Here is an 18,648-nt window from a genome sequence, read left to right as displayed (position 1 = left end):
TTGAACCATGACTTTAAAAGAGTTAGTGACTGGTTTCGGCACCCAGGTACGCAGCATTTGGATGATTGGCTTACACGCCTTTGCCAAACGCGAAACGCAGATGTACCCGGAAGAACCTGTCAATGTTGCACCGCGTTATCGTGGACGTATTGTATTGACCCGTGATCCTGATGGTGAAGAGCGTTGTGTTGCTTGTAACTTGTGCGCAGCGGTGTGCCCTGTTGGTTGTATCTCATTACAAAAAGCAGAACATGAAGATGGTCGTTGGTATCCTGAGTTTTTCCGTATCAACTTTTCGCGTTGTATCTTTTGTGGCTTATGTGAAGAAGCATGTCCAACAACGGCTCTACAATTAACCCCTGATTTCGAAATGGGTGAATTTAAGCGTCAAGATCTGGTTTATGAAAAAGACGATTTATTAATTTCAGGGCCTGGTAAATATCCTGAATATAACTTTTACCGTAAAACAGGTATGGCGATTAATGGCAAAGATAAAGGTGAAGCAGATGATGAAGCGAAACCTATCGATGTCAAAAGCCTGTTACCGTAAGGAGCGATATTCATGGAATTTGCATTTTATATTGCAGGACTGATTTCAATCCTTGCCACTTTGAGAGTAATAACGCATACCAATCCGGTACACGCACTGCTGTATCTGATTGTTTCATTAATTGGCCTTTCAGTGGTGTTCTTCTCGTTAGGTGCCTATTTTGCAGGTGCTTTAGAGATCATCGTTTACGCCGGCGCGATTATGGTGCTATTCGTATTCGTTGTGATGATGCTTAACTTAGGAAAATCGGTCGTTGAGCAAGAGAGAAAATGGTTACAGCCTAGATTTTGGATAGGGCCGGCGATTTTGTCTCTGGTACTGTTAATTGTATTGGTTTATGCAATTAGTAGTGTCACTCATGGTGAGATTAGTGGCGAGATTATTGGGGCGAAAGAAGTCGGTATTAGCTTATTTGGGCCTTATATTCTGGCTGTTGAGTTAGCCTCCGTTCTCTTATTGTCAGGATTAATTGTTGCTTATCACATCGGTCGTGATCAGAGCCATGACGATCTCGTCGAAAACGAAAAAGTAGGGGAGCCAAAATGATACCTCTTCAACATGGTTTGATCTTGGCTGCGGTACTATTTGTGTTAGGTTTTACTTGCTTAGTACTTCGCCGCAACCTGTTATTTATGTTGATCGGACTCGAAATTATGATTAATTCAGCTGCGCTAGCCTTTGTGGTTGGTGGTAGCTATTGGGGTCAAACAGATGGTCAGATTATGTATATTCTGGCAATCAGTTTGGCAGCGGCAGAGGCAAGTATTGGCTTGGCATTGTTATTACAACTTCATCGTCATCGCCAAAACCTCAATATTGATACAGTCAGTGAGATGCGCGGATGAATATACTCTATTTAACCTTTGTGCTACCACTGCTGGGATTTTTACTGCTCGCATTCTCAGGTGGTCGTTGGTCTGAAAATGTATCAGCATGGATTGGCACGGGCGCTGTTGGTTTATCAGCTTTAGTGACACTTTGGGTGGGGATAGATTTCTTTGCTCACGGACAAGAAACAGAAGTCTTAACACTCTGGACTTGGATGTCAGCGGGGAACTTTACTATCCCATTTACGTTGGTGCTTGATGGCCTATCATTAACCATGCTAGGTGTTATCACTGGCGTTGGTTTTCTTATTCATATGTATGCATCTTGGTATATGCGTGGTGAAGAAGGATATTCTCGCTTCTTTGCTTATACCAACTTATTTATCGCGAGTATGGTTGTTTTAGTATTGGCTGATAATATGATGCTGATGTATATGGGTTGGGAAGGGGTTGGTTTATGTAGTTACTTATTAATTGGTTTCTACTATAACAACCCAGCTAATGGCGCGGCAGCAATGAAAGCATTTATTGTTACCCGTATTGGTGATGTCTTCTTAGCTATCGGTATGTTTATCCTGTTTGATCAATTAGGTACGCTAAGTTTCCGCGAAATGGCGGTATTGGCTCCTGAACAACTGACCGCAGGATCAAGCATCATTAACTGGGCAATGTTAATGGTCTTAGGGGGTGCGGTAGGTAAATCAGCACAACTACCATTACAAACTTGGTTAGCGGATGCGATGGCCGGTCCAACACCTGTTTCTGCGTTGATCCACGCCGCCACCATGGTTACCGCTGGTGTGTACTTAGTTGCTCGTAGTAATGCGCTATTCTTAATGGCACCTGATATCTTAGAATTAGTCGGTATCGTTGGTGCAGTGACATTAGTATTAGCGGGTTTTGCGGCTTTAGTACAAACCGATATCAAGCGTATTCTTGCTTACTCAACCATGAGCCAAATTGGTTATATGTTCTTGGCGTTGGGTGCTCAAGCATGGGATGGCGCAATTTTCCACTTAATGACTCACGCGTTCTTTAAAGCATTATTGTTCTTATCTGCAGGTTCAGTGATTATTGCCTGCCATCATGAACAGAATATCTTTAAGATGGGCGGGTTACGTAAGAAGATCCCATTTGTTTATGCATGCTTTTTAATTGGCGGAGGTGCCTTAGCGGCATTACCACTGTTAACAGCAGGGTTCTTCAGTAAAGATGAAATCTTATGGGGTGCGTACGCAAACGGACATTTCAATTTAATGTTAGCAGGTTTAATTGGCGCATTCTTTACGTCACTTTATACCTTCCGTTTAATTTTCATCGTATTCCATGGTGAAACCAAAACCGAAGCACACCAAGTTAAAGGCTTCACTCATACTTTCCCATTAGCGGTATTAGCGTTGTTATCAACCTTTATTGGGGCGTTAATTACCCAACCGTTAGGCGATGTTTTCCCAGAAAGCACCGCTACTCATGAAGGTAAGTATGTATTAGAAATCCTTTCTGGTGTGGTAGCGATTGTAGGCGTTGCCATTGCAGCATGGTTATACCTGAAACAGCGTCAACTTGTTTCTCAGGTGGCAAATACCAAAACAGGGCGTTTCTTCTCAACATGGTGGTTCCACGCATGGGGATTTGATGCACTGTATGAGGTGCTGTTTGTCAAACCTTATAAAGGTGCGGCATGGCTTATCCAAAATGATCCTGTTAACCAATTCTTTAATCTCTTTGGCTGTCTCTTTAAAGGCGCCAATAAAGGCTTGAGTTTCAGTGAAAACGGATTAGCGCGTTGGTATGCGGCTTCTCTCGGTTTAGGTGCAGTGCTGGTTATCGCTCTGCTGCTTCTGGTTTAATTAAGGGACACATTGCGCCATGTTATTACCCTGGCTAATACTTATTCCCTTCATCGGTGGCCTGCTAAGTTGGCAGGCTGAACGAATCGGCTCGCAAGTTCCTCGCTGGGTTGCGTTGCTGACGATGGGATTAACACTCGTTATTTCTGTGCAACTGTGGTTGCAAGGTGACTATCAACTGATTAGTGTTGATGGTGCACCTCGCTGGACAGAGTTTTACTTTGTACCGTGGATCCCTGCTTTGGGGATTAATATTCAGTTTGCACTTGATGGCATGTCATTATTGATGGTGGTATTAACTGCTATTTTAGGTATTTTAGCGGTGCTCTCTTCATGGAGCGAAAATCAACCATCACAAGGGGCTTTCCATTTCAACCTGCTGTGGATCTTAGCAGGTGTTATGGGGGTATTCTTAGCGACTGACTTGTTCTTATTCTTCTTCTTTTGGGAAATGATGTTGATCCCAATGTATTTCCTTATCTCTCTTTGGGGACATAAAGGAAGTAGCGATGAGAAACATGTTAGTGCAGCAACTAAGTTCTTTATTTATACACAGGCGAGTGGCCTGTTAATGTTGCTGGCCATTATCGGTTTAGCTGTCGCTTTTTACAGCAAAACAGGTATTTGGACGTTTAATTATGACACCTTACTACAAGCGCACACCTTATTAGGTAGTGAACTGCAATTTATTCTGATGCTTGGCTTCTTTGCTGCATTCGCAGTAAAAATGCCAATTGTCCCCGTTCATGGCTGGCTAGCTGATGCACATGCAGAAGCACCAACGGCGGGCTCTGTTGACTTATCAGGTATTTTGCTAAAAACAGCCGCTTACGGTTTATTACGTTTTAACTTACCGTTATTCCCAGAAGCGTCTGCATTACTGGCACCTGTTGCGATGTGGCTAGGCTTAATCACCGTATTCTACGCTGCACTGTTAGCATTCCGTCAAACGGATATTAAACGTCTGGCCGCTTACAGTAGTATTTCTCACATGGGCTTTATCGTGATTGCGATTTATGCTGGCTCTGTTTTGGCTTACCAAGGTGCGATTATTCAAATGATCACCAATGGTTTGTCTGCTGCCGGTCTGTTTATCATGTGTGGCATGCTGTATGAGCGTTTAGGTACGCGTGATATGAATCAAATGGGTGGATTGTGGAAAAGCATCCGTTTCTTACCAGCATTTTCACTGTTCTTTGCGGTTGCCTCTTTAGGTATGCCAGGAACAGGTAACTTTGTTGGTGAGTTTATGATCCTATTTGGTACTTATGGCCACTTTAAGCTGATCACTATTATTTCGGTCTTTGGGTTAGTTTTTGCTTCTGTCTACGCTTTGTGGATGATGCAACAAGCTTACTATGGTTCACCGAAAACAGCAGAAAGAACCTATAAAGGGTTAAATCTGAGAGAATTTTTGATCCTGTTTATCTTGGTGGTTTTATTGGTTATTTTGGGCTTCTTCCCACAACCAGTATTAGATACTTCGATATCAGCAATGGAAAATCTCCAGACTTGGTATTCCGCTTCTCTTTCAACAGTAAGGCTGTAATTCGCCATGACAATAACTCCTGAACAATTGATCGCAATGCTACCGCTGTTAGTCGTCATCTTGACGGTGGTGGTTGTGATGCTGTCCATTGCGTGGCGACGCGATCACTTTACTATTGCCACCTTGACAGCAACTGGTTTTATCATCGCTCTCGGATCACTTTACTACGTTAATGCATTAGGCGTAGTTGATGTGACCACCCTCTACCATGTAGATGGTTATTCCAGCTTTTTCACGGCATTAACTATTATTGCTGGTTTAGGCACGGTTGCTTTTGCTTATCCTTGGTTGGAAGGTTATCAAGATAATAAAGAAGAGTTTTATATGCTGGTGGCGATTGCTGTCATTGGCGGTATTTTACTCTCTTCTGCGCACCACTTGGCGTCAATGTTTATTGGTATTGAGTTATTAACATTGCCGTTATTTGGTCTGATTGGTTATGCTTTCCAACAACGTCCTTCACTGGAAGCGAGCATTAAATATATGCTGCTTTCTGCGGCGGCCTCTTCTTTCTTGTTATTTGGTATGGCACTACTTTATGCTGAAGCAGGAAATCTCTCCTTTACGGCGATGGGGCAAAGTTTAAGTGATAGCAATATCCATAAACCATTAGTACTTGCTGGGTTAGGCATGATGTTAGTGGGAATTGGTTTTAAGCTCTCTTTATTCCCATTCCAATTATGGACACCGGATGTATACCAAGGTGCACCAGCACCAACAGGTGCATTTTTAGCGACAGCGAGCAAGATTGGTATATTTGCGGTAGTGATGCGCTTATTCCTTGAAGCGCCGGCGGCGGATAGCGAAACATTACGCATGATCTTAGGCTTTATGGCTATTGCCTCTATCCTGTTTGGTAATATCATGGCGCTGACTCAGAAGAACGTAAAACGTTTACTCGGTTACTCTTCTGTCTCTCACCTTGGTTATTTACTGGTTGCATTAATTGTCTTGCAATATAGCCCTATACTGGCACAAGAAACCGCTGAGATTTATTTAGCAGGTTATCTCTTTGCAAGTTTAGGTGCATTTGGTGCGATTGCTGTGGCTTCTAGCCCGTACAATAAAGGTGAATTAGAGTCTCTTGAAGATTATCGTGGGCTTTTCTGGCGTCGTCCTGTTGCTGCCATCGTGATGTCATTAATGATGCTATCACTGGCAGGGGTACCAATAACATTAGGCTTTATTGGTAAACTGTATGTTATTCTTGCTGGTATTGATTCAAGTTTGTGGTGGTTAACAGGCATGGTAGTGTTAGGTAGTGCGATAGGTTTATTCTACTATCTACGTGCTGCAGCTATCGTTTTCTTACGTAAACCAGATAACGATAATGCTCCAGCGGTTACGACCACATCACAAAATATGGCAACATTAATTACTTTAGTTTGCGCCATTATCGTGATTGTATTAGGTGTATGGCCACAACCATTGATTGAGCTGACACGTTTTGCAATCATTGCACCTGCGATAAATTAATTTTTATCTGCGCGTTGTTATGATAAAGAGCCTGATATTTTATCAGGCTCTTCAAACTACGGAAAAGTCCTCGTTTTTAGTTAGATGTTTGATCTATCAGGTTAGTACAAATAGTGAGCTAACCGATATGTTAAAAGAATACCTTCCCCCAGCAATTTTTGTTCGCAACAATTCCCCTTGATAAACTTGTTCCTGAAGATGACCTTATTCGCTGTTGTTTCAATTGTGGAATGATCCCAACATTCAGATAATTGAATTTGTAGTACTTAGAGCTCAAGCGGAAAAATAATAGAACTAATTTATGAACAGAATTGATCTATACTACTCTAAACGTGGAGGGAAGAGGGATATCTGGTGCTTATTAAATCTAGTTTTTTTATCACATTAATATCACTATTTATAAGTATTGTTGTTTTTTACTTAGAAACAGTTCATGAATATTTCTTTAAACTTTATCCCTATTCTGTAAACTCTAAAATAGTTATTGAAATACAGAAAATATTATCATATTCGTTTTTTTCTTATCTGATAGCTCTTGCTTTAATCACACTATGTTTCATTAAAAAAATTAATTTTGATAAAAAATTCCGTTTTATCATATATTTATTAATTCCCTATATAATCAATATGATTGTTTGGTATTTTAATGGATATCAAGTTATTAATTATAAATATACTTCAGTAATGGTTACTGATTTTTTATTTATATCCTATGTCATACACTTCATTTTTATTATTCCTATCATTGCATATATACTGGATTACACTTTCCGTTTTAAAATAAAAAAGTGAATGAACCAGATTATATTGAACAGCTCTATATCTACTATACCAATCATACCCCCTGTTTTAAGGGGGTTATGATGTCTGGCTAGTGAAAATATTATTGATAATGGTGTGAAAAGTGATTAAGGAATACAAGATGAGGTGAGAGCACGGTTTTGGCCTCGGAAAGATTGCGTTTTAATTGTATCAGTTGCTCTATTAATGTATGCCAATACTGCTCTAATAGCGATAATTGTTGATTTAACATATCAATATATTGATTGATTTCTGTGACTGCATAATAACGACTTAGGGTAAATAAGAGAGCTTGTTTTTTCTGTTCTAGTTTGGTTAGATTTTTTATCTGTATCAAATAGTTATCAATAAGAGTATGACGTGTCTCTACCAGTTTTTGGTAAGAAAACCCTTTCTCCAGATGGGTAAAAAATTGCTTTAGCAGATCGATAAAAACAGAGAGAATATCTTTTTCTGAAGAAGCCAACTGCAGTTTAGAAATTGTCTGTTTACTTGGCAGGTGAGAGGTAAAAAAATCGAGGATATTTTTATTATAAATAATATCTTCACTTTTAGTAATTATATCGAGTTGTTCTTTAATTTCATTAATCGATAACTTTTGCTTGGCTATTTTCTCATTGATTTCAATAGATATTTCTTCTTTATTTCTAATTAATTTATCTATTTCACTAATAATAGTGGTGGTTGTTAAGAGCTGTTTTTTATCATTAATAAAACTGATGTGCTTTTCTATAATTTCTATAGATTCAGTTAATTCATCTTTAAATAACTGCTCAATAAACATTTTCTCTTGGAGCAGTTTTTCTGATAATTGCTGTGTTAACTCTCTATCAGCCATTGCATGATTAATTTCATTAATATTTTTAAATATCCCTGTTAACAATTTCTGGTTTAGCCGGCTTTTTAGCAGAATAGAGAAAATAATTATTTCATCATAAATTTTATTATTGTTTATTGATATGGTAATAAGATTATGATTTAAGATATTATCATGTTCAAATAGTTCAGAAGTTATTTTTCTAATTGATTTAATAGTATGGAAAAATTGATTGCAATCAAATTCCTGTAATTGCGAAGTTACGCTATTCATAACATTTCCTTTTGTTATTTAGATGAATAAAAAGAGGATAAAGCTTCATCAAATACCGCCATCATTTCCTTTGAGTAACCGACCACCATATACCAAGGTGCAATGATTTTTTCTAAATAAATACTAAATCTAATTAACTCCATTGCATTATCAATTTTTTTAAAATTAATTAATGAAGCATTAATTTCAGTTAAAATTGTTTGCCACATATAAAGAAGATGCTCCACAGACATATCAGCATCTTCAATATATTGTTCTATTTCGTCTAAATCGACTTGAAAACGTTGTAAACACTCAGAAATAGTTGATTGTTGTTTTATTCCTTTATTGATATTATGTAGTTTCTCTATTGTTTCATTTCTTTTTTTACGGATTTTTTCAGCTTTTGAACCAAAGATCCCTCCAGTAATGATCACACCAATAATACCGAATGCTAACCCCGTAAAGGCGAGTTTCACGAAGTGTTGATACTCTTTTTTTAATATTTCAATTTCATTTTCTAATAAAATTCTCTGTTCATTTAGTGAGTCATCACTATTATCAAAAAAATCATTAATATATTTCTTTTTATTAATGATATCATAATAAATTGAATGACATATATTACCTTTACTATTTTCACCTCCCACAATTTCTATTCTAAAATCATAAATCATGTTTTTTATTTTTAAGGTATTATTATATTGCTCATTAATATCATTTTTCATGCTTTCTAAAATGGCAACAAGTTGCTTAGACACTTTTTTATCTTGTGTTGAATATTTTATTGAACTGAGTTCTTCTGGTGTGATATCTTCAATTTTCCTATTTATTTTTTTTATAATTGGCATTTTATTAATAAATGCCAATAGTTGCTCACCTGTACTCGTGATTTCTCTACCGGTGATCTCTAAATCAATAGCTTGCTGTTTTACTGAGTATTCAATTTTTTGCCATTCAAAGGCATGTGTTCTCATATTTAAGAAGAGGGTTTGAATAGTTTCAGCCGATATTTGGGAAATGTTAATATCTTCATAGCCTAATAATTCAATAATAGTGTCTTTTTGATAAGGTAATTTTAATACTTTATCAATATAAGATTTGATTTTATTAAGATCATAAGGTGTAAAAATACCCGCACTACGTCCATGATCGATATTTTTACCTAGAATTAAGCTAAGAGTGACTTCGGGAAGTTGGTATTGTTCAATCACTTTATCTATATGATCAAGGGTGGTTGTATCCATATAACCTCTCTTATGTATAATTATTTGTTATGATTAAGGCATAATTTAGAAGTGATCTGTTTTCCATTTGCGATTATCTGGTCAATGCTTCTCCTTTGTAACATGAAAACAACAAAAGTTTGATAAATGACAAAGGTTATAATTAATCAGCACTTTGATAATTCTTATAGAGACGTATAATCTTTCTTTTCATTAGTAGTAGGTATTTAGAGTGGAAAAGGTTAATCCTGTGTTTTCGACACTGTACGAAAAAGTTAAAAATATAAATCTGACAGCACAAGATGATCTTTTACATTTGAAAGTTATCTTGCCATCAGAGGTGTCATTTTCCTTACTTTCATGGCTAGCAGCACAAACGTATTACCCGCAATTTTATTGGCAACATCGTGATGAAAGCGAAGAAGTAGCCGCTTGTGGACAAGTTAAGTGCTTTAATCATATCCGTGATGCTCATCGATTTTTAGCAACACATCGGCATTCATTGCATGCTGATGATGTGCGTATTTGGGGATTAAACGCGTGGGATACCATTATTCCAGGGCGTATTGATAAAGAAAAGGGGGATGATGCTTACCTTTTTTTACCTCGTATCGAAATAAGACGTCAGCAACAACTGTCGATCCATATTAATTTATTGGCAGAAGAAGATAAGCAAAGTGCGCTTGCTTTTATTCGCTCACTTAAAAATGCACTGAATATTGCACCTTTATCTGTCAAAGTAACATCTGTAGAGCACTCGTTAACGCAACAGCAATGGACTGACTATCTTAATATTGCTTTAGAGGAAATCAATCAAGGTGTATTTGAAAAAGTAGTACCTGCACGGGCAACCTGCTTAAGCTTAGATAATCCGTTAAAAGCTATTCAATTTATGAAAGCAAGTCGAGATGTTAATCATCATTGCTATCATTATATGCTGGCTTTTTCACCTACTGATGCTTTTATGGGCTCATCACCAGAAAGATTGTATAAACGCGATGAATTTGTGCTTTATACCGAAGCGTTAGCGGGCACTGTGGCAAGTTCTGATAATGAACAACAGGCCAGAGCATTTGCTGATTGGCTAATGAACGATAAAAAAAATCAACATGAAAATCTGGTGGTAGTTGATGATATTTGTCAGCGATTACAAGGTGGGATAGAAGGGATTGATGTGTCGTCAGCAGATGTGATCCGCTTACGTAAAGTGCAACATCTGCGTCGCTATATCCACGGTAAACTTATCCATGCTGATGATGTGGATTGTTTACAGCGTTTACAACCTACCGCGGCTGTTTGTGGCTTACCGCGCTCTATTGCGCGCACTTTTATTCGTCAACATGAACCTTTTGAACGCCGTTGGTATGCTGGCTCTGCGGGCTATTTGTCTTTGCCTCATGCCGAATTTGCGGTTAGCCTGCGTTGCGGTGAATTGCATGATGATGCATTAACGCTTTATGCGGGCGCAGGGGTGGTTGCGGGATCTGATCCTTTGCAAGAGTGGGCTGAAATTGAAAATAAAGCAGCAGGTTTGCGCACTTTATTAGAAAAAGAGTGTTGAATTCTTTGCAGTTTATCCAGTGGCTCTCATAATATATAAACTGGGTGTTGATAAGTAGTACTGATTAGGATGCCATTTAGTGCTACTTTCAACTCGTCACTGCATCTTGTTAATAAATTAATGTTATTCTTGTGCTAGCTAGTGTTATTGCTATCTTTTTGTTAACGATAAAAATTAAGCCTAAAAAGATAAGTACTTTAGCTTAAATAATACACTCTTATCAGAGTTCTTTTTCACGATTTATTTAACGAAAACTTCTGTTCATTGAACTAGGCTAAGGAAAAGTATTTAGGAACAGATATTATAATAGTCATTGCAGGTTTTCGTTATTGGGATGATCAATGTCTAATAGTTCGTTTAATCGCCAATGGGCTAAAGTTATACTGGAAACTTTGACTCGTCATGGTTTACGTCATATCTGTATCGCACCCGGATCACGTTCAACGCCTTTAACGCTTGCGGCAGCCGCCAATCATAAACTTATTTGTCATACGCATTTCGATGAGCGTGGTTTAGGTCACTTAGCATTAGGTTTGGCGAAAGCCACTCAACAGCCTGTTGCTGTGATTGTCACCTCAGGTACTGCAGTGGCAAACTTATACCCGGCTTTAATTGAAGCGGGACTTACTGGTGAACGGGTGATTTTTCTCACGGCAGATAGACCGCCTGAACTGATTAATTGTGGCGCCAATCAGGCTATACGCCAACAAGGTATTTTTGCCAGCCATCCCTCAGAAACACTCTCTTTACCACGCCCTACAGCAGATATTCCTGCTCGTTGGCTGGTTTCTACATTAGATAATGCCATGAATAATCTTGTGCATGGTGCTTTGCATGTAAACTGCCCTTTTGCAGAGCCATTATATGGTGATGATATAGAGCATGACACACCATGGACACAAGCATTAGGAAAGTGGTGGCAAAGTGATAAACCTTGGTTACAAGAAACGCTTTCTCCCTCTGTGACTACACACCCTCAATGGGATCGACTACGTCAGAAAAAAGGGGTCGTTATTGCTGGACGTATCAGTGCGAAAGAGGGGATTGCCGTTGCCAAATGGGCCTCACAATTGGGATGGCCTCTGTTAGGTGATGTGTTATCACAAACTGGACAACCACTACCTTGTGCTGACTTATGGCTAAATAATCCACAAGTGAAGGCTGAATTAAACCAAGCAGAAATAGTGATCCAATTTGGCTCCAGTTTAACAGGCAAACGCTTATTACAATGGCAAGCGAATTGCTCACCGCAAATGTATTGGGTGATTGATGCTATTCCGGGACGTTTAGATCCGGGGCATCATCAAGGGGAGAAATTTACCTTATCCCCGAGTCAATGGTTAACGGCACATCCTGCTATTGATAATTTACCTTGGGCGTTGTCATTAAGTCATATTGCTACACAAACTTATCAACATGTTACTGAAGTAACAGACTATTTTGGTGAAGCACAAGTTGCTCATCAGTTAGATCATCTACTTCCTCACAATGGGCAGCTTTTTGTTGGCAATAGTTTAATTGTGCGCTTAATTGATGCTTTTGCACAATTGCCACAGGGCTATCCTGTTATGAGTAATCGTGGTGCTAGTGGCATTGATGGATTACTTTCAACCTCAGCAGGTGTTCATCGAGCCACTCAAAAACCGACGTTAACTATCTTGGGTGATTTATCGGCATTATATGATTTAAATAGTTTGGCACTACATCAACAAGTCTATGCCCCAAATGTGGTGATTATCGTCAATAACAATGGTGGGCAGATATTCTCTATGTTACCGACGCCTATGGCAGAGCGGGAGCGTTTTTACTGTATGCCCCATGCTTTAAATTTTAAACATGCTGCTGCCATGTTTGGTTTAGATTATGTTGCACCAAACTGTTGGGATGATCTGTTTACTACAGTGACTGCATGTTGGCAGGGGGAAGCCAAAACAACATTAATTGAATTGATTGTCAATGAAACTGAGGGTGCTGAAACCTTAAATCAGTTGGTAAAACAGGTAACCGCTTATGACTTTAGCTTGTAGGCAATATAACACGCATAACGAAGGGCCATGGTTAGTTTGGTTGCATGGACTATTAGGAGACAGTCATGAGTGGGAGACCGTCATTAAGGCTTGCCATGAATATCCCTCACTCGTGATTGATTTGCCCCGTCATGGTAACTCTGCCTCTATTGGGGTAAATAATTTTGTCGAGATGAGTGCATTACTCCATGACACTTTAAAAGAATACGATATTAATCATTACTGGCTGATTGGTTACTCTTTAGGTGGCAGAATTGCGATGTATCACGCATGTTTTGGTGAAACATCGGGATTAATGGGATTGATTGTTGAAGGGGGAAACCCAGGTTTATATGATGCAATAGAAAGACAAAACCGTATTGCACATGATAAACGTTGGGCCGCGCGTTTTCGCAATGAACCTATTAATGATGTATTAACGCAATGGTATCAACAGCCTGTCTTTGCTGATTTAAGCGATGAAATGCGTCAGTTATTAGTTGAAAAACGCAGTAGTAATGCAGGTTTTTGTATTGCGGAAAGTTTAGAAACACTCTCTTTAGGCCATCAGCCTTGGTTAGTTGCAGAATTACAACAACTCACCTTACCCTTTATTTGGTTGTGTGGTGAGCAAGATAAAAAATTTCAATCAATAGCGCAGCAATATTCGCTGCCATTAACGACTATCCCGCAAGCTGGTCATAATGCCCATCAGGCACAGCCTGATGCTTATGCTGCGGTGATAAACCATGTATTATCCCTCTTTGGTTAAAGGAACCTAATTATGCTTTACCCGAGCGAAGAAAAGCTATATGCACCGATTGAATGGCAGGATTGTTCTGAAGGTTTTGAAGATATCCTCTACCACAAATCTGTCGATGGCATTGCCAAAATTACGATTAACCGCCCGCAAGTGCGTAATGCTTTCCGTCCTTTGACTGTGAAAGAGATGATCCAAGCATTAGCCGATGCACGTTACGATGACTCAATTGGTACTATTATTCTTACTGGTGCAGGCGAAAAAGCGTTTTGTGCCGGTGGTGACCAAAAGATCCGTGGTGACTACGGTGGATACCGTGATGAAAGTGGCACTCACCACTTAAACGTATTAGATTTCCAACGCCAAATTCGTACTTGTCCTAAACCCGTTGTTGCTATGGTGGCTGGCTACTCCATTGGTGGTGGTCATGTCTTACATATGATGTGTGATTTAACCATTGCTGCAGACAATGCCATTTTTGGTCAAACTGGTCCTAAAGTAGGCTCATTTGATGGTGGATGGGGTGCTTCTTATATGGCACGTATTGTCGGGCAGAAGAAAGCTCGCGAAATCTGGTTCTTATGCCGCCAATATAATGCGCAAGAAGCATTAGATATGGGATTGGTAAATACCGTTGTTCCTTATGCTTCTCTTGAAAAAGAAACGGTACGTTGGTGTCGTGAAATGCTAGAAAATAGCCCAATGGCACTACGTTGCTTGAAAGCAGCATTAAATGCTGACTGTGATGGTCAAGCGGGTCTGCAAGAATTGGCTGGTAATGCAACCATGCTGTTTTATATGACAGATGAAGGTCAAGAAGGACGTAATGCTTTTAATGAAAAACGTCATCCTGATTTCACTAAATTTAAACGTAACCCATAATGCGAAACGCCAAACTCTATTCATTCAGCCTGCCAATGGAGGCAGGTGTTGTTCTGCGCTACCAAAGATTAAAAACGCGTGATGGTTTTCTTGTTTGTTTAGAGCAAAATGGCAAACAAGGTTGGGGTGAAATTTCACCTCTTCCTGAGTTTAGCCATGAAACGTTAGAACAAGCACAAGATGCCGCACAATCTTGGCTAGCAGCTTGGTGTCTAGGTGAAAATCCTACTGACAGTGAATTGCCAAGTGTCGCTTTTGGTATTAGTTGCGCATTAGCAGAGCTTGAAGGCACTTTACCAGAAGAAGCCAATTATCGTGCCGCACCTTTATGCAACGGTGATCCTGATGACTTAATTTTAAGTCTTAATGAAATGAGTGGGGAGAAAGTTGCTAAAGTTAAGGTCGGTCTGTATGAAGCGGTACGAGATGGTATTGTCGTCAACTTATTACTAGAGGCAATCCCCGACTTAAAACTAAGACTTGATGCCAATCGCAGTTGGACGCCAGCTAAAGCAGAAGGTTTTGCCAAGTACGTGAACCCACAATGGCGCGACCGTATTGCATTTTTAGAAGAGCCATGCAAAACCCCAGAAGAGTCACTCGCCTTTTCACAAGCAACAGGTATCAATATTGCTTGGGATGAGACTGTGCGTGATGAAGGTTTTGAAGTGAAAGCTCAAGAGGGTGTTACGGCGATTGTTATCAAGCCTACGCTAGTAGGAAGTCTTGCTCGTTGCCAATCTATCGTTGAACAAGCACATGCTTTAGGTCTAGAGGCGATTATTAGCTCGAGTATTGAAAGTAGCTTTGGATTGACACAACTGGCAAGAGTGGCTCAGTGGTTAACGCCAGATTCTATTCCCGGTTTAGATACCGTTGATCTTATCAAACAACAACTTATTCGTTGTTGGCCAGATGTAGATATTCCGCTTATCACGCTTGAACAGCTTAAGACAGTATGGCAACAGTAGTTAATTTTACACAATGGCCGTGGCATCACTGGGCGCAGCTTAACCCAAATGAAACGGCCATCATATCCGGTGATTCACCTATAACATGGCAACAATTAAGTTGTCATATTAATCAATTGGCGAACCATTTAGCGAAACAGGGTGTTAATACTAAAAGTACCGTGTTGCTACGTGGTAAAAATCATATCCATGTTGTTTTTACGCTACTTGCTGTTTTTCAATGCGGTGCAAAAGTATTACCGTTAGATCCTCAGCTCCCTAAGTCTCTACTTGATGATTTATTACCCCATTTAAACATCGATTTTTATGCTGATTTAAGTGGATCAACACTTGAGTTAGATGCGAGGTTACTCGATCTTTCAGGTGTCGAATTCAATAACAAATCACATCAAGATAAAAATAACATGGCAGGTGTTGCATGGACATCTTCTCGTATGGCAACACTGATCTTAACCTCTGGATCATCAGGTTTACCTAAAGCCGCAGTACATACTTTTCAAGCTCATCTTTGTAGTGCAGAAGGTGTTCTTGAATTGATACCCTTTGAAAAAAGCGACAGTTGGTTATTGTCTTTACCTCTCTTTCATGTATCTGGGCAAGGAATTCTTTGGCGTTGGTTATTACGAGGCGCTACCTTGGTAGTGCGTAATATGCACCCCTTTATTGCTGCTTTGCAAGGCTGTACTCATGCTTCTTTAGTGCCAACGCAACTTTGGCGTTTATTACAAAATACACAACAGGATAGTTCGCAGCCCATCACATTAAAAGCGGTTTTATTAGGGGGAGCGATGATCCCAACTGAATTAACCCAATGTGCGGAAAGTAAAGGTATTCAGTGTTGGTGTGGTTATGGCATGACTGAAATGGCCTCTACTGTTTGTGCAAAACGCGCAGATGGTAAAGCGGGAGTTGGTACGCCATTAAAGGGTAAAGCGGTCAGATTAGTGGATAATGAAATCCAGATCAAATCTGATAGTGTTGCATTAGGATATTGGTTTGATGGTCAATTAAAGCCGTTATCACACACTCAGGATGATTGGTATGCAACACGGGATAGAGGTTGTTTTAAAGAGGGGGAATGGTGCATTTTAGGGCGATTAGATAATCTGTTTTTTAGTGCGGGTGAAGGTATCCAGCCAGAAGATATTGAAAAGGTGCTAAATAGTCACCCGAATGTTCGCCAAACATTTATTGTCCCGATTGACGATATTGAATTTGGTCAACGTCCCGTTGCTGTTGTTGATACTGATATTGAGACAATTAATCAATTACCACAATGGTATCATACGCGTTTAGCAGGCTTTCAACGTCCCATCGCTTGTTTACTATTACCAGAACAGCTAAAGAATGGAGGGATCAAAATCTCTCGTAAACAAGTGCAACAGTGGGTGAAAGGGCAACAAGTAAATTGATATTGCGATTTTATCGAACGACTTTAAGAAAGGCGCCCAAACTACAGGCGCCTTATTATTTTGCCGAGTTGCTCACAGGGCTTCTTGTTATCAGGTTATTTAGCGTCTTTCCCTTCTAACACTTTAATCGCTTTTTCAACGCCAGCGCCATATTCAGGATGAACTTTGGTAAATAAGTCGATTTGACGTTGTTGTGTTTCTTTACTTGCTTGTGATAATTCGCCCGCAATACGCGCAAACATACGTTGATGCTCGTCATCGCTTAATAGCTCATACAGTGCACGAGGTTGGCTGAAATAATCTTCATCTTCACGATGGTTCCAGTGATCGGCTGCACCTTCAATAGAAAGTGGTGGCTCTTTAAAGTCAGGTTGCTCTTGGAACACACCGCCACTATTTGGCTCATAAGTAATACCATTACCACTATTACCATCAACACGCATAGCACCATCACGATGATAATTATGGAATGGGCATTTTGGGGCATTAACAGGGATTTGATGATGGTTAACGCCTAAACGGTAACGATGTGCATCACCATAAGAGAATAGACGACCTTGTAACATCTTATCTGGTGAGAAACTAATACCTGGAACAATATTCGCAGGGCTAAATGCAGCTTGTTCAACATCAGAGAAGTAGTTATCTGGATTACGGTTTAACTCAAAGTAACCGACATCCATGAGTGGATAATCAGCATGTGGCCAAACTTTGGTTAAATCAAATGGGTTATAAGGCACGGTTGATGCCTCTTTTTCTGGCATGATCTGAATTTGTAACTTCCAACGCGGATAATCACCACGTTCAATGGCTTCAAAAAGATCACGCTGAGAGCTTTCTCTATCTTTACCTACTAGAGCTTCCGCTTCATCATCCATTAAGTTCTTGATGCCTTGTTGGCAACGGAAATGGAATTTAACCCAGAAACGTTCATTATCTTTATTGATAAAGCTATAAGTGTGGCTACCAAAACCATGCACAAAGCGATAGCTTAAAGGTAAACCACGATCGCTCATATCGATAGTTAATTGGTGTAGAGATTCTGGTAAATGAGAAAAGAAATCCCATTTATAAGCCATATTACGCATATTAGTGCGAGGGTCACGTTTTACGATATGGTTAAGATCAGGGAATTTAAGGGGATCACGTAGATAGAATACAGGAGTATTATTACCCACCATATCCCAGTTACCTTCTTCTGTATAAAATTTTAAGGCAAATCCACGAATATCGCGCTCAGCATCAGCTGCACCACGTTCACCCGCTACTGTTGAAAAACGAGCAAACATTTCTGTTTTTTTACCCACTTCAGAGAATATTTTAGCTCGAGTATATTTCGTAATATCGTGAGTGACAGTAAATGTACCAAAGGCACCAGAGCCTTTTGCGTGCATACGTCTTTCAGGAATAACTTCACGATCAAAATGGGCGAGTTTTTCTAAAAACCAGACATCTTGTAGTAACATTGGGCCACGAGGTCCTGCTGTTATTACATTATTATTATCTACAACTGGTGCACCAGCCGCCGTTGTGAGCTTTTTCTTTTCCATCACATCTTCTCCAATTTGTGGAATAGTGAACATTAAAAAATAGCATGGGTGAATAAAACGAAGCGAACAGCCTTATATTTATTATGGTTAATTTTTACTGTAATTCCACTTTAGCAAGATTAAAATTATTAATAAAACCCATTAGACCGATAGTATTG

The 18,648-nt window shown here is 39.5% G+C and carries 15 protein-coding genes; 12 read left to right on the top strand and 3 right to left on the bottom strand.

The window, feature by feature from the left end:
• The first annotated feature begins 7 nt into the window (after nucleotides 1–7).
• The 6 genes from nuoI to nuoN are packed head-to-tail and all read left to right on the top strand — an operon-like array spanning nucleotide 8 to nucleotide 6,252.
• The gene (nuoI, locus tag HMPREF0693_RS04210) at nucleotides 8–550 is read left to right on the top strand and encodes an NADH-quinone oxidoreductase subunit NuoI (protein ID WP_004243689.1); all 543 of its coding nucleotides are present in this window, start codon (nucleotides 8–10) and stop codon (nucleotides 548–550) included.
• A gap of 12 nt (nucleotides 551–562) precedes the next feature.
• Entirely contained in the window at nucleotides 563–1,096 is a 534-nt protein-coding gene (nuoJ, locus tag HMPREF0693_RS04205; protein ID WP_004243688.1) for an NADH-quinone oxidoreductase subunit J, read from the top strand.
• Nucleotides 1,093–1,395: an NADH-quinone oxidoreductase subunit NuoK gene (nuoK, locus tag HMPREF0693_RS04200; protein ID WP_004243687.1), complete on the top strand. Its 303-nt coding sequence runs from the start codon at nucleotides 1,093–1,095 to the stop codon at nucleotides 1,393–1,395. The genes nuoJ and nuoK overlap by 4 nt, the downstream gene beginning before the upstream one ends.
• Nucleotides 1,392–3,227 carry an NADH-quinone oxidoreductase subunit L gene (gene nuoL / locus HMPREF0693_RS04195; protein ID WP_004243686.1) on the top strand — a complete coding sequence of 612 codons (1,836 nt, stop codon included), beginning with the start codon at nucleotides 1,392–1,394 and terminating at the stop codon, nucleotides 3,225–3,227. Before nuoK ends, nuoL begins: the two co-directional genes overlap by 4 nt.
• 19 nt (nucleotides 3,228–3,246) lie before the next feature.
• On the top strand, nucleotides 3,247–4,776 hold the full coding sequence (nuoM, locus tag HMPREF0693_RS04190) for an NADH-quinone oxidoreductase subunit M (protein WP_004243685.1): 1,530 nt from the start codon (nucleotides 3,247–3,249) through the stop codon (nucleotides 4,774–4,776).
• A gap of 6 nt (nucleotides 4,777–4,782) precedes the next feature.
• Nucleotides 4,783–6,252: an NADH-quinone oxidoreductase subunit NuoN gene (gene nuoN, locus HMPREF0693_RS04185; protein WP_004243680.1), complete on the top strand. Its 1,470-nt coding sequence runs from the start codon at nucleotides 4,783–4,785 to the stop codon at nucleotides 6,250–6,252.
• An 883-nt stretch (nucleotides 6,253–7,135) separates the two neighbouring features.
• On the opposite strand, the gene HMPREF0693_RS04175 is transcribed toward nuoN, so the two are convergent.
• On the bottom strand, nucleotides 7,136–8,143 hold the full coding sequence (locus HMPREF0693_RS04175; protein ID WP_004243678.1) for an alpha-xenorhabdolysin family binary toxin subunit B: 1,008 nt from the start codon (nucleotides 8,141–8,143) through the stop codon (nucleotides 7,136–7,138).
• A gap of 14 nt (nucleotides 8,144–8,157) precedes the next feature.
• Nucleotides 8,158–9,369 carry an alpha-xenorhabdolysin family binary toxin subunit A gene (locus HMPREF0693_RS04170; RefSeq protein ID WP_004243675.1) on the bottom strand — a complete coding sequence of 404 codons (1,212 nt, stop codon included), beginning with the start codon at nucleotides 9,367–9,369 and terminating at the stop codon, nucleotides 8,158–8,160.
• 211 nt (nucleotides 9,370–9,580) lie between these two features.
• Between HMPREF0693_RS04170 and HMPREF0693_RS04165 the strand changes: the two genes are divergently transcribed.
• The 6 genes from HMPREF0693_RS04165 (at nucleotide 9,581) to menE (ending at nucleotide 16,940) form a co-directional block, all read left to right on the top strand.
• Nucleotides 9,581–10,909 carry an isochorismate synthase gene (locus HMPREF0693_RS04165; RefSeq protein WP_004243673.1) on the top strand — a complete coding sequence of 443 codons (1,329 nt, stop codon included), beginning with the start codon at nucleotides 9,581–9,583 and terminating at the stop codon, nucleotides 10,907–10,909.
• A 341-nt stretch (nucleotides 10,910–11,250) separates the two neighbouring features.
• The gene (gene menD / locus HMPREF0693_RS04160; RefSeq protein WP_004243672.1) at nucleotides 11,251–12,936 is read left to right on the top strand and encodes a 2-succinyl-5-enolpyruvyl-6-hydroxy-3-cyclohexene-1-carboxylic-acid synthase; all 1,686 of its coding nucleotides are present in this window, start codon (nucleotides 11,251–11,253) and stop codon (nucleotides 12,934–12,936) included.
• Complete coding sequence (gene menH / locus HMPREF0693_RS04155; RefSeq protein ID WP_004243671.1) at nucleotides 12,920–13,687, top strand: 2-succinyl-6-hydroxy-2,4-cyclohexadiene-1-carboxylate synthase; 768 nt, start codon at nucleotides 12,920–12,922, stop codon at nucleotides 13,685–13,687. The genes menD and menH overlap by 17 nt, the downstream gene beginning before the upstream one ends.
• Before the next feature lie 12 nt (nucleotides 13,688–13,699).
• The gene (gene menB, locus HMPREF0693_RS04150) at nucleotides 13,700–14,557 is read left to right on the top strand and encodes a 1,4-dihydroxy-2-naphthoyl-CoA synthase (RefSeq protein ID WP_004243669.1); all 858 of its coding nucleotides are present in this window, start codon (nucleotides 13,700–13,702) and stop codon (nucleotides 14,555–14,557) included.
• On the top strand, nucleotides 14,557–15,528 hold the full coding sequence (menC, locus tag HMPREF0693_RS04145; RefSeq protein WP_004243667.1) for an o-succinylbenzoate synthase: 972 nt from the start codon (nucleotides 14,557–14,559) through the stop codon (nucleotides 15,526–15,528). Before menB ends, menC begins: the two co-directional genes overlap by 1 nt.
• Nucleotides 15,516–16,940, top strand: a complete 1,425-nt coding sequence (gene menE / locus HMPREF0693_RS04140) for an o-succinylbenzoate--CoA ligase (RefSeq protein ID WP_004243666.1) — start codon at nucleotides 15,516–15,518, stop codon at nucleotides 16,938–16,940. Before menC ends, menE begins: the two co-directional genes overlap by 13 nt.
• 95 nt (nucleotides 16,941–17,035) lie before the next feature.
• Here menE and HMPREF0693_RS04135 read toward each other — a convergent pair whose 3' ends face one another.
• On the bottom strand, nucleotides 17,036–18,490 hold the full coding sequence (locus HMPREF0693_RS04135; protein WP_004248382.1) for a catalase: 1,455 nt from the start codon (nucleotides 18,488–18,490) through the stop codon (nucleotides 17,036–17,038).
• Nucleotides 18,491–18,648 lie beyond the last annotated feature (158 nt).

Origin of the sequence: Proteus mirabilis ATCC 29906 (assembly GCF_000160755.1) — a bacterium.
Lineage (GTDB): Bacteria > Pseudomonadota > Gammaproteobacteria > Enterobacterales > Enterobacteriaceae > Proteus > Proteus mirabilis.
This window is presented reverse-complemented; position numbering and strand designations above follow the sequence as displayed.

Excerpts from the sequence above, each read along its gene's own strand:
- HMPREF0693_RS04170 (WP_004243675.1), bottom strand. The coding sequence starts at position 9,369 with ATGGATACAACCACCCTTGATCATATAGATAAAGTGATTGAACAATAC.
- HMPREF0693_RS04135 (WP_004248382.1), bottom strand. The coding sequence starts at position 18,490 with ATGGAAAAGAAAAAGCTCACAACGGCGGCTGGTGCACCAGTTGTAGAT.
- nuoN (WP_004243680.1), top strand. The coding sequence starts at position 4,783 with ATGACAATAACTCCTGAACAATTGATCGCAATGCTACCGCTGTTAGTC.
- nuoM (WP_004243685.1), top strand. The coding sequence starts at position 3,247 with ATGTTATTACCCTGGCTAATACTTATTCCCTTCATCGGTGGCCTGCTA.
- menB (WP_004243669.1), top strand. The coding sequence starts at position 13,700 with ATGCTTTACCCGAGCGAAGAAAAGCTATATGCACCGATTGAATGGCAG.
- nuoL (WP_004243686.1), top strand. The coding sequence starts at position 1,392 with ATGAATATACTCTATTTAACCTTTGTGCTACCACTGCTGGGATTTTTA.
- nuoI (WP_004243689.1), top strand. The coding sequence starts at position 8 with ATGACTTTAAAAGAGTTAGTGACTGGTTTCGGCACCCAGGTACGCAGC.
- nuoJ (WP_004243688.1), top strand. The coding sequence starts at position 563 with ATGGAATTTGCATTTTATATTGCAGGACTGATTTCAATCCTTGCCACT.
- menD (WP_004243672.1), top strand. The coding sequence starts at position 11,251 with ATGTCTAATAGTTCGTTTAATCGCCAATGGGCTAAAGTTATACTGGAA.
- HMPREF0693_RS04175 (WP_004243678.1), bottom strand. The coding sequence starts at position 8,143 with ATGAATAGCGTAACTTCGCAATTACAGGAATTTGATTGCAATCAATTT.
- menC (WP_004243667.1), top strand. The coding sequence starts at position 14,557 with ATGCGAAACGCCAAACTCTATTCATTCAGCCTGCCAATGGAGGCAGGT.
- menE (WP_004243666.1), top strand. The coding sequence starts at position 15,516 with ATGGCAACAGTAGTTAATTTTACACAATGGCCGTGGCATCACTGGGCG.
- menH (WP_004243671.1), top strand. The coding sequence starts at position 12,920 with ATGACTTTAGCTTGTAGGCAATATAACACGCATAACGAAGGGCCATGG.
- nuoK (WP_004243687.1), top strand. The coding sequence starts at position 1,093 with ATGATACCTCTTCAACATGGTTTGATCTTGGCTGCGGTACTATTTGTG.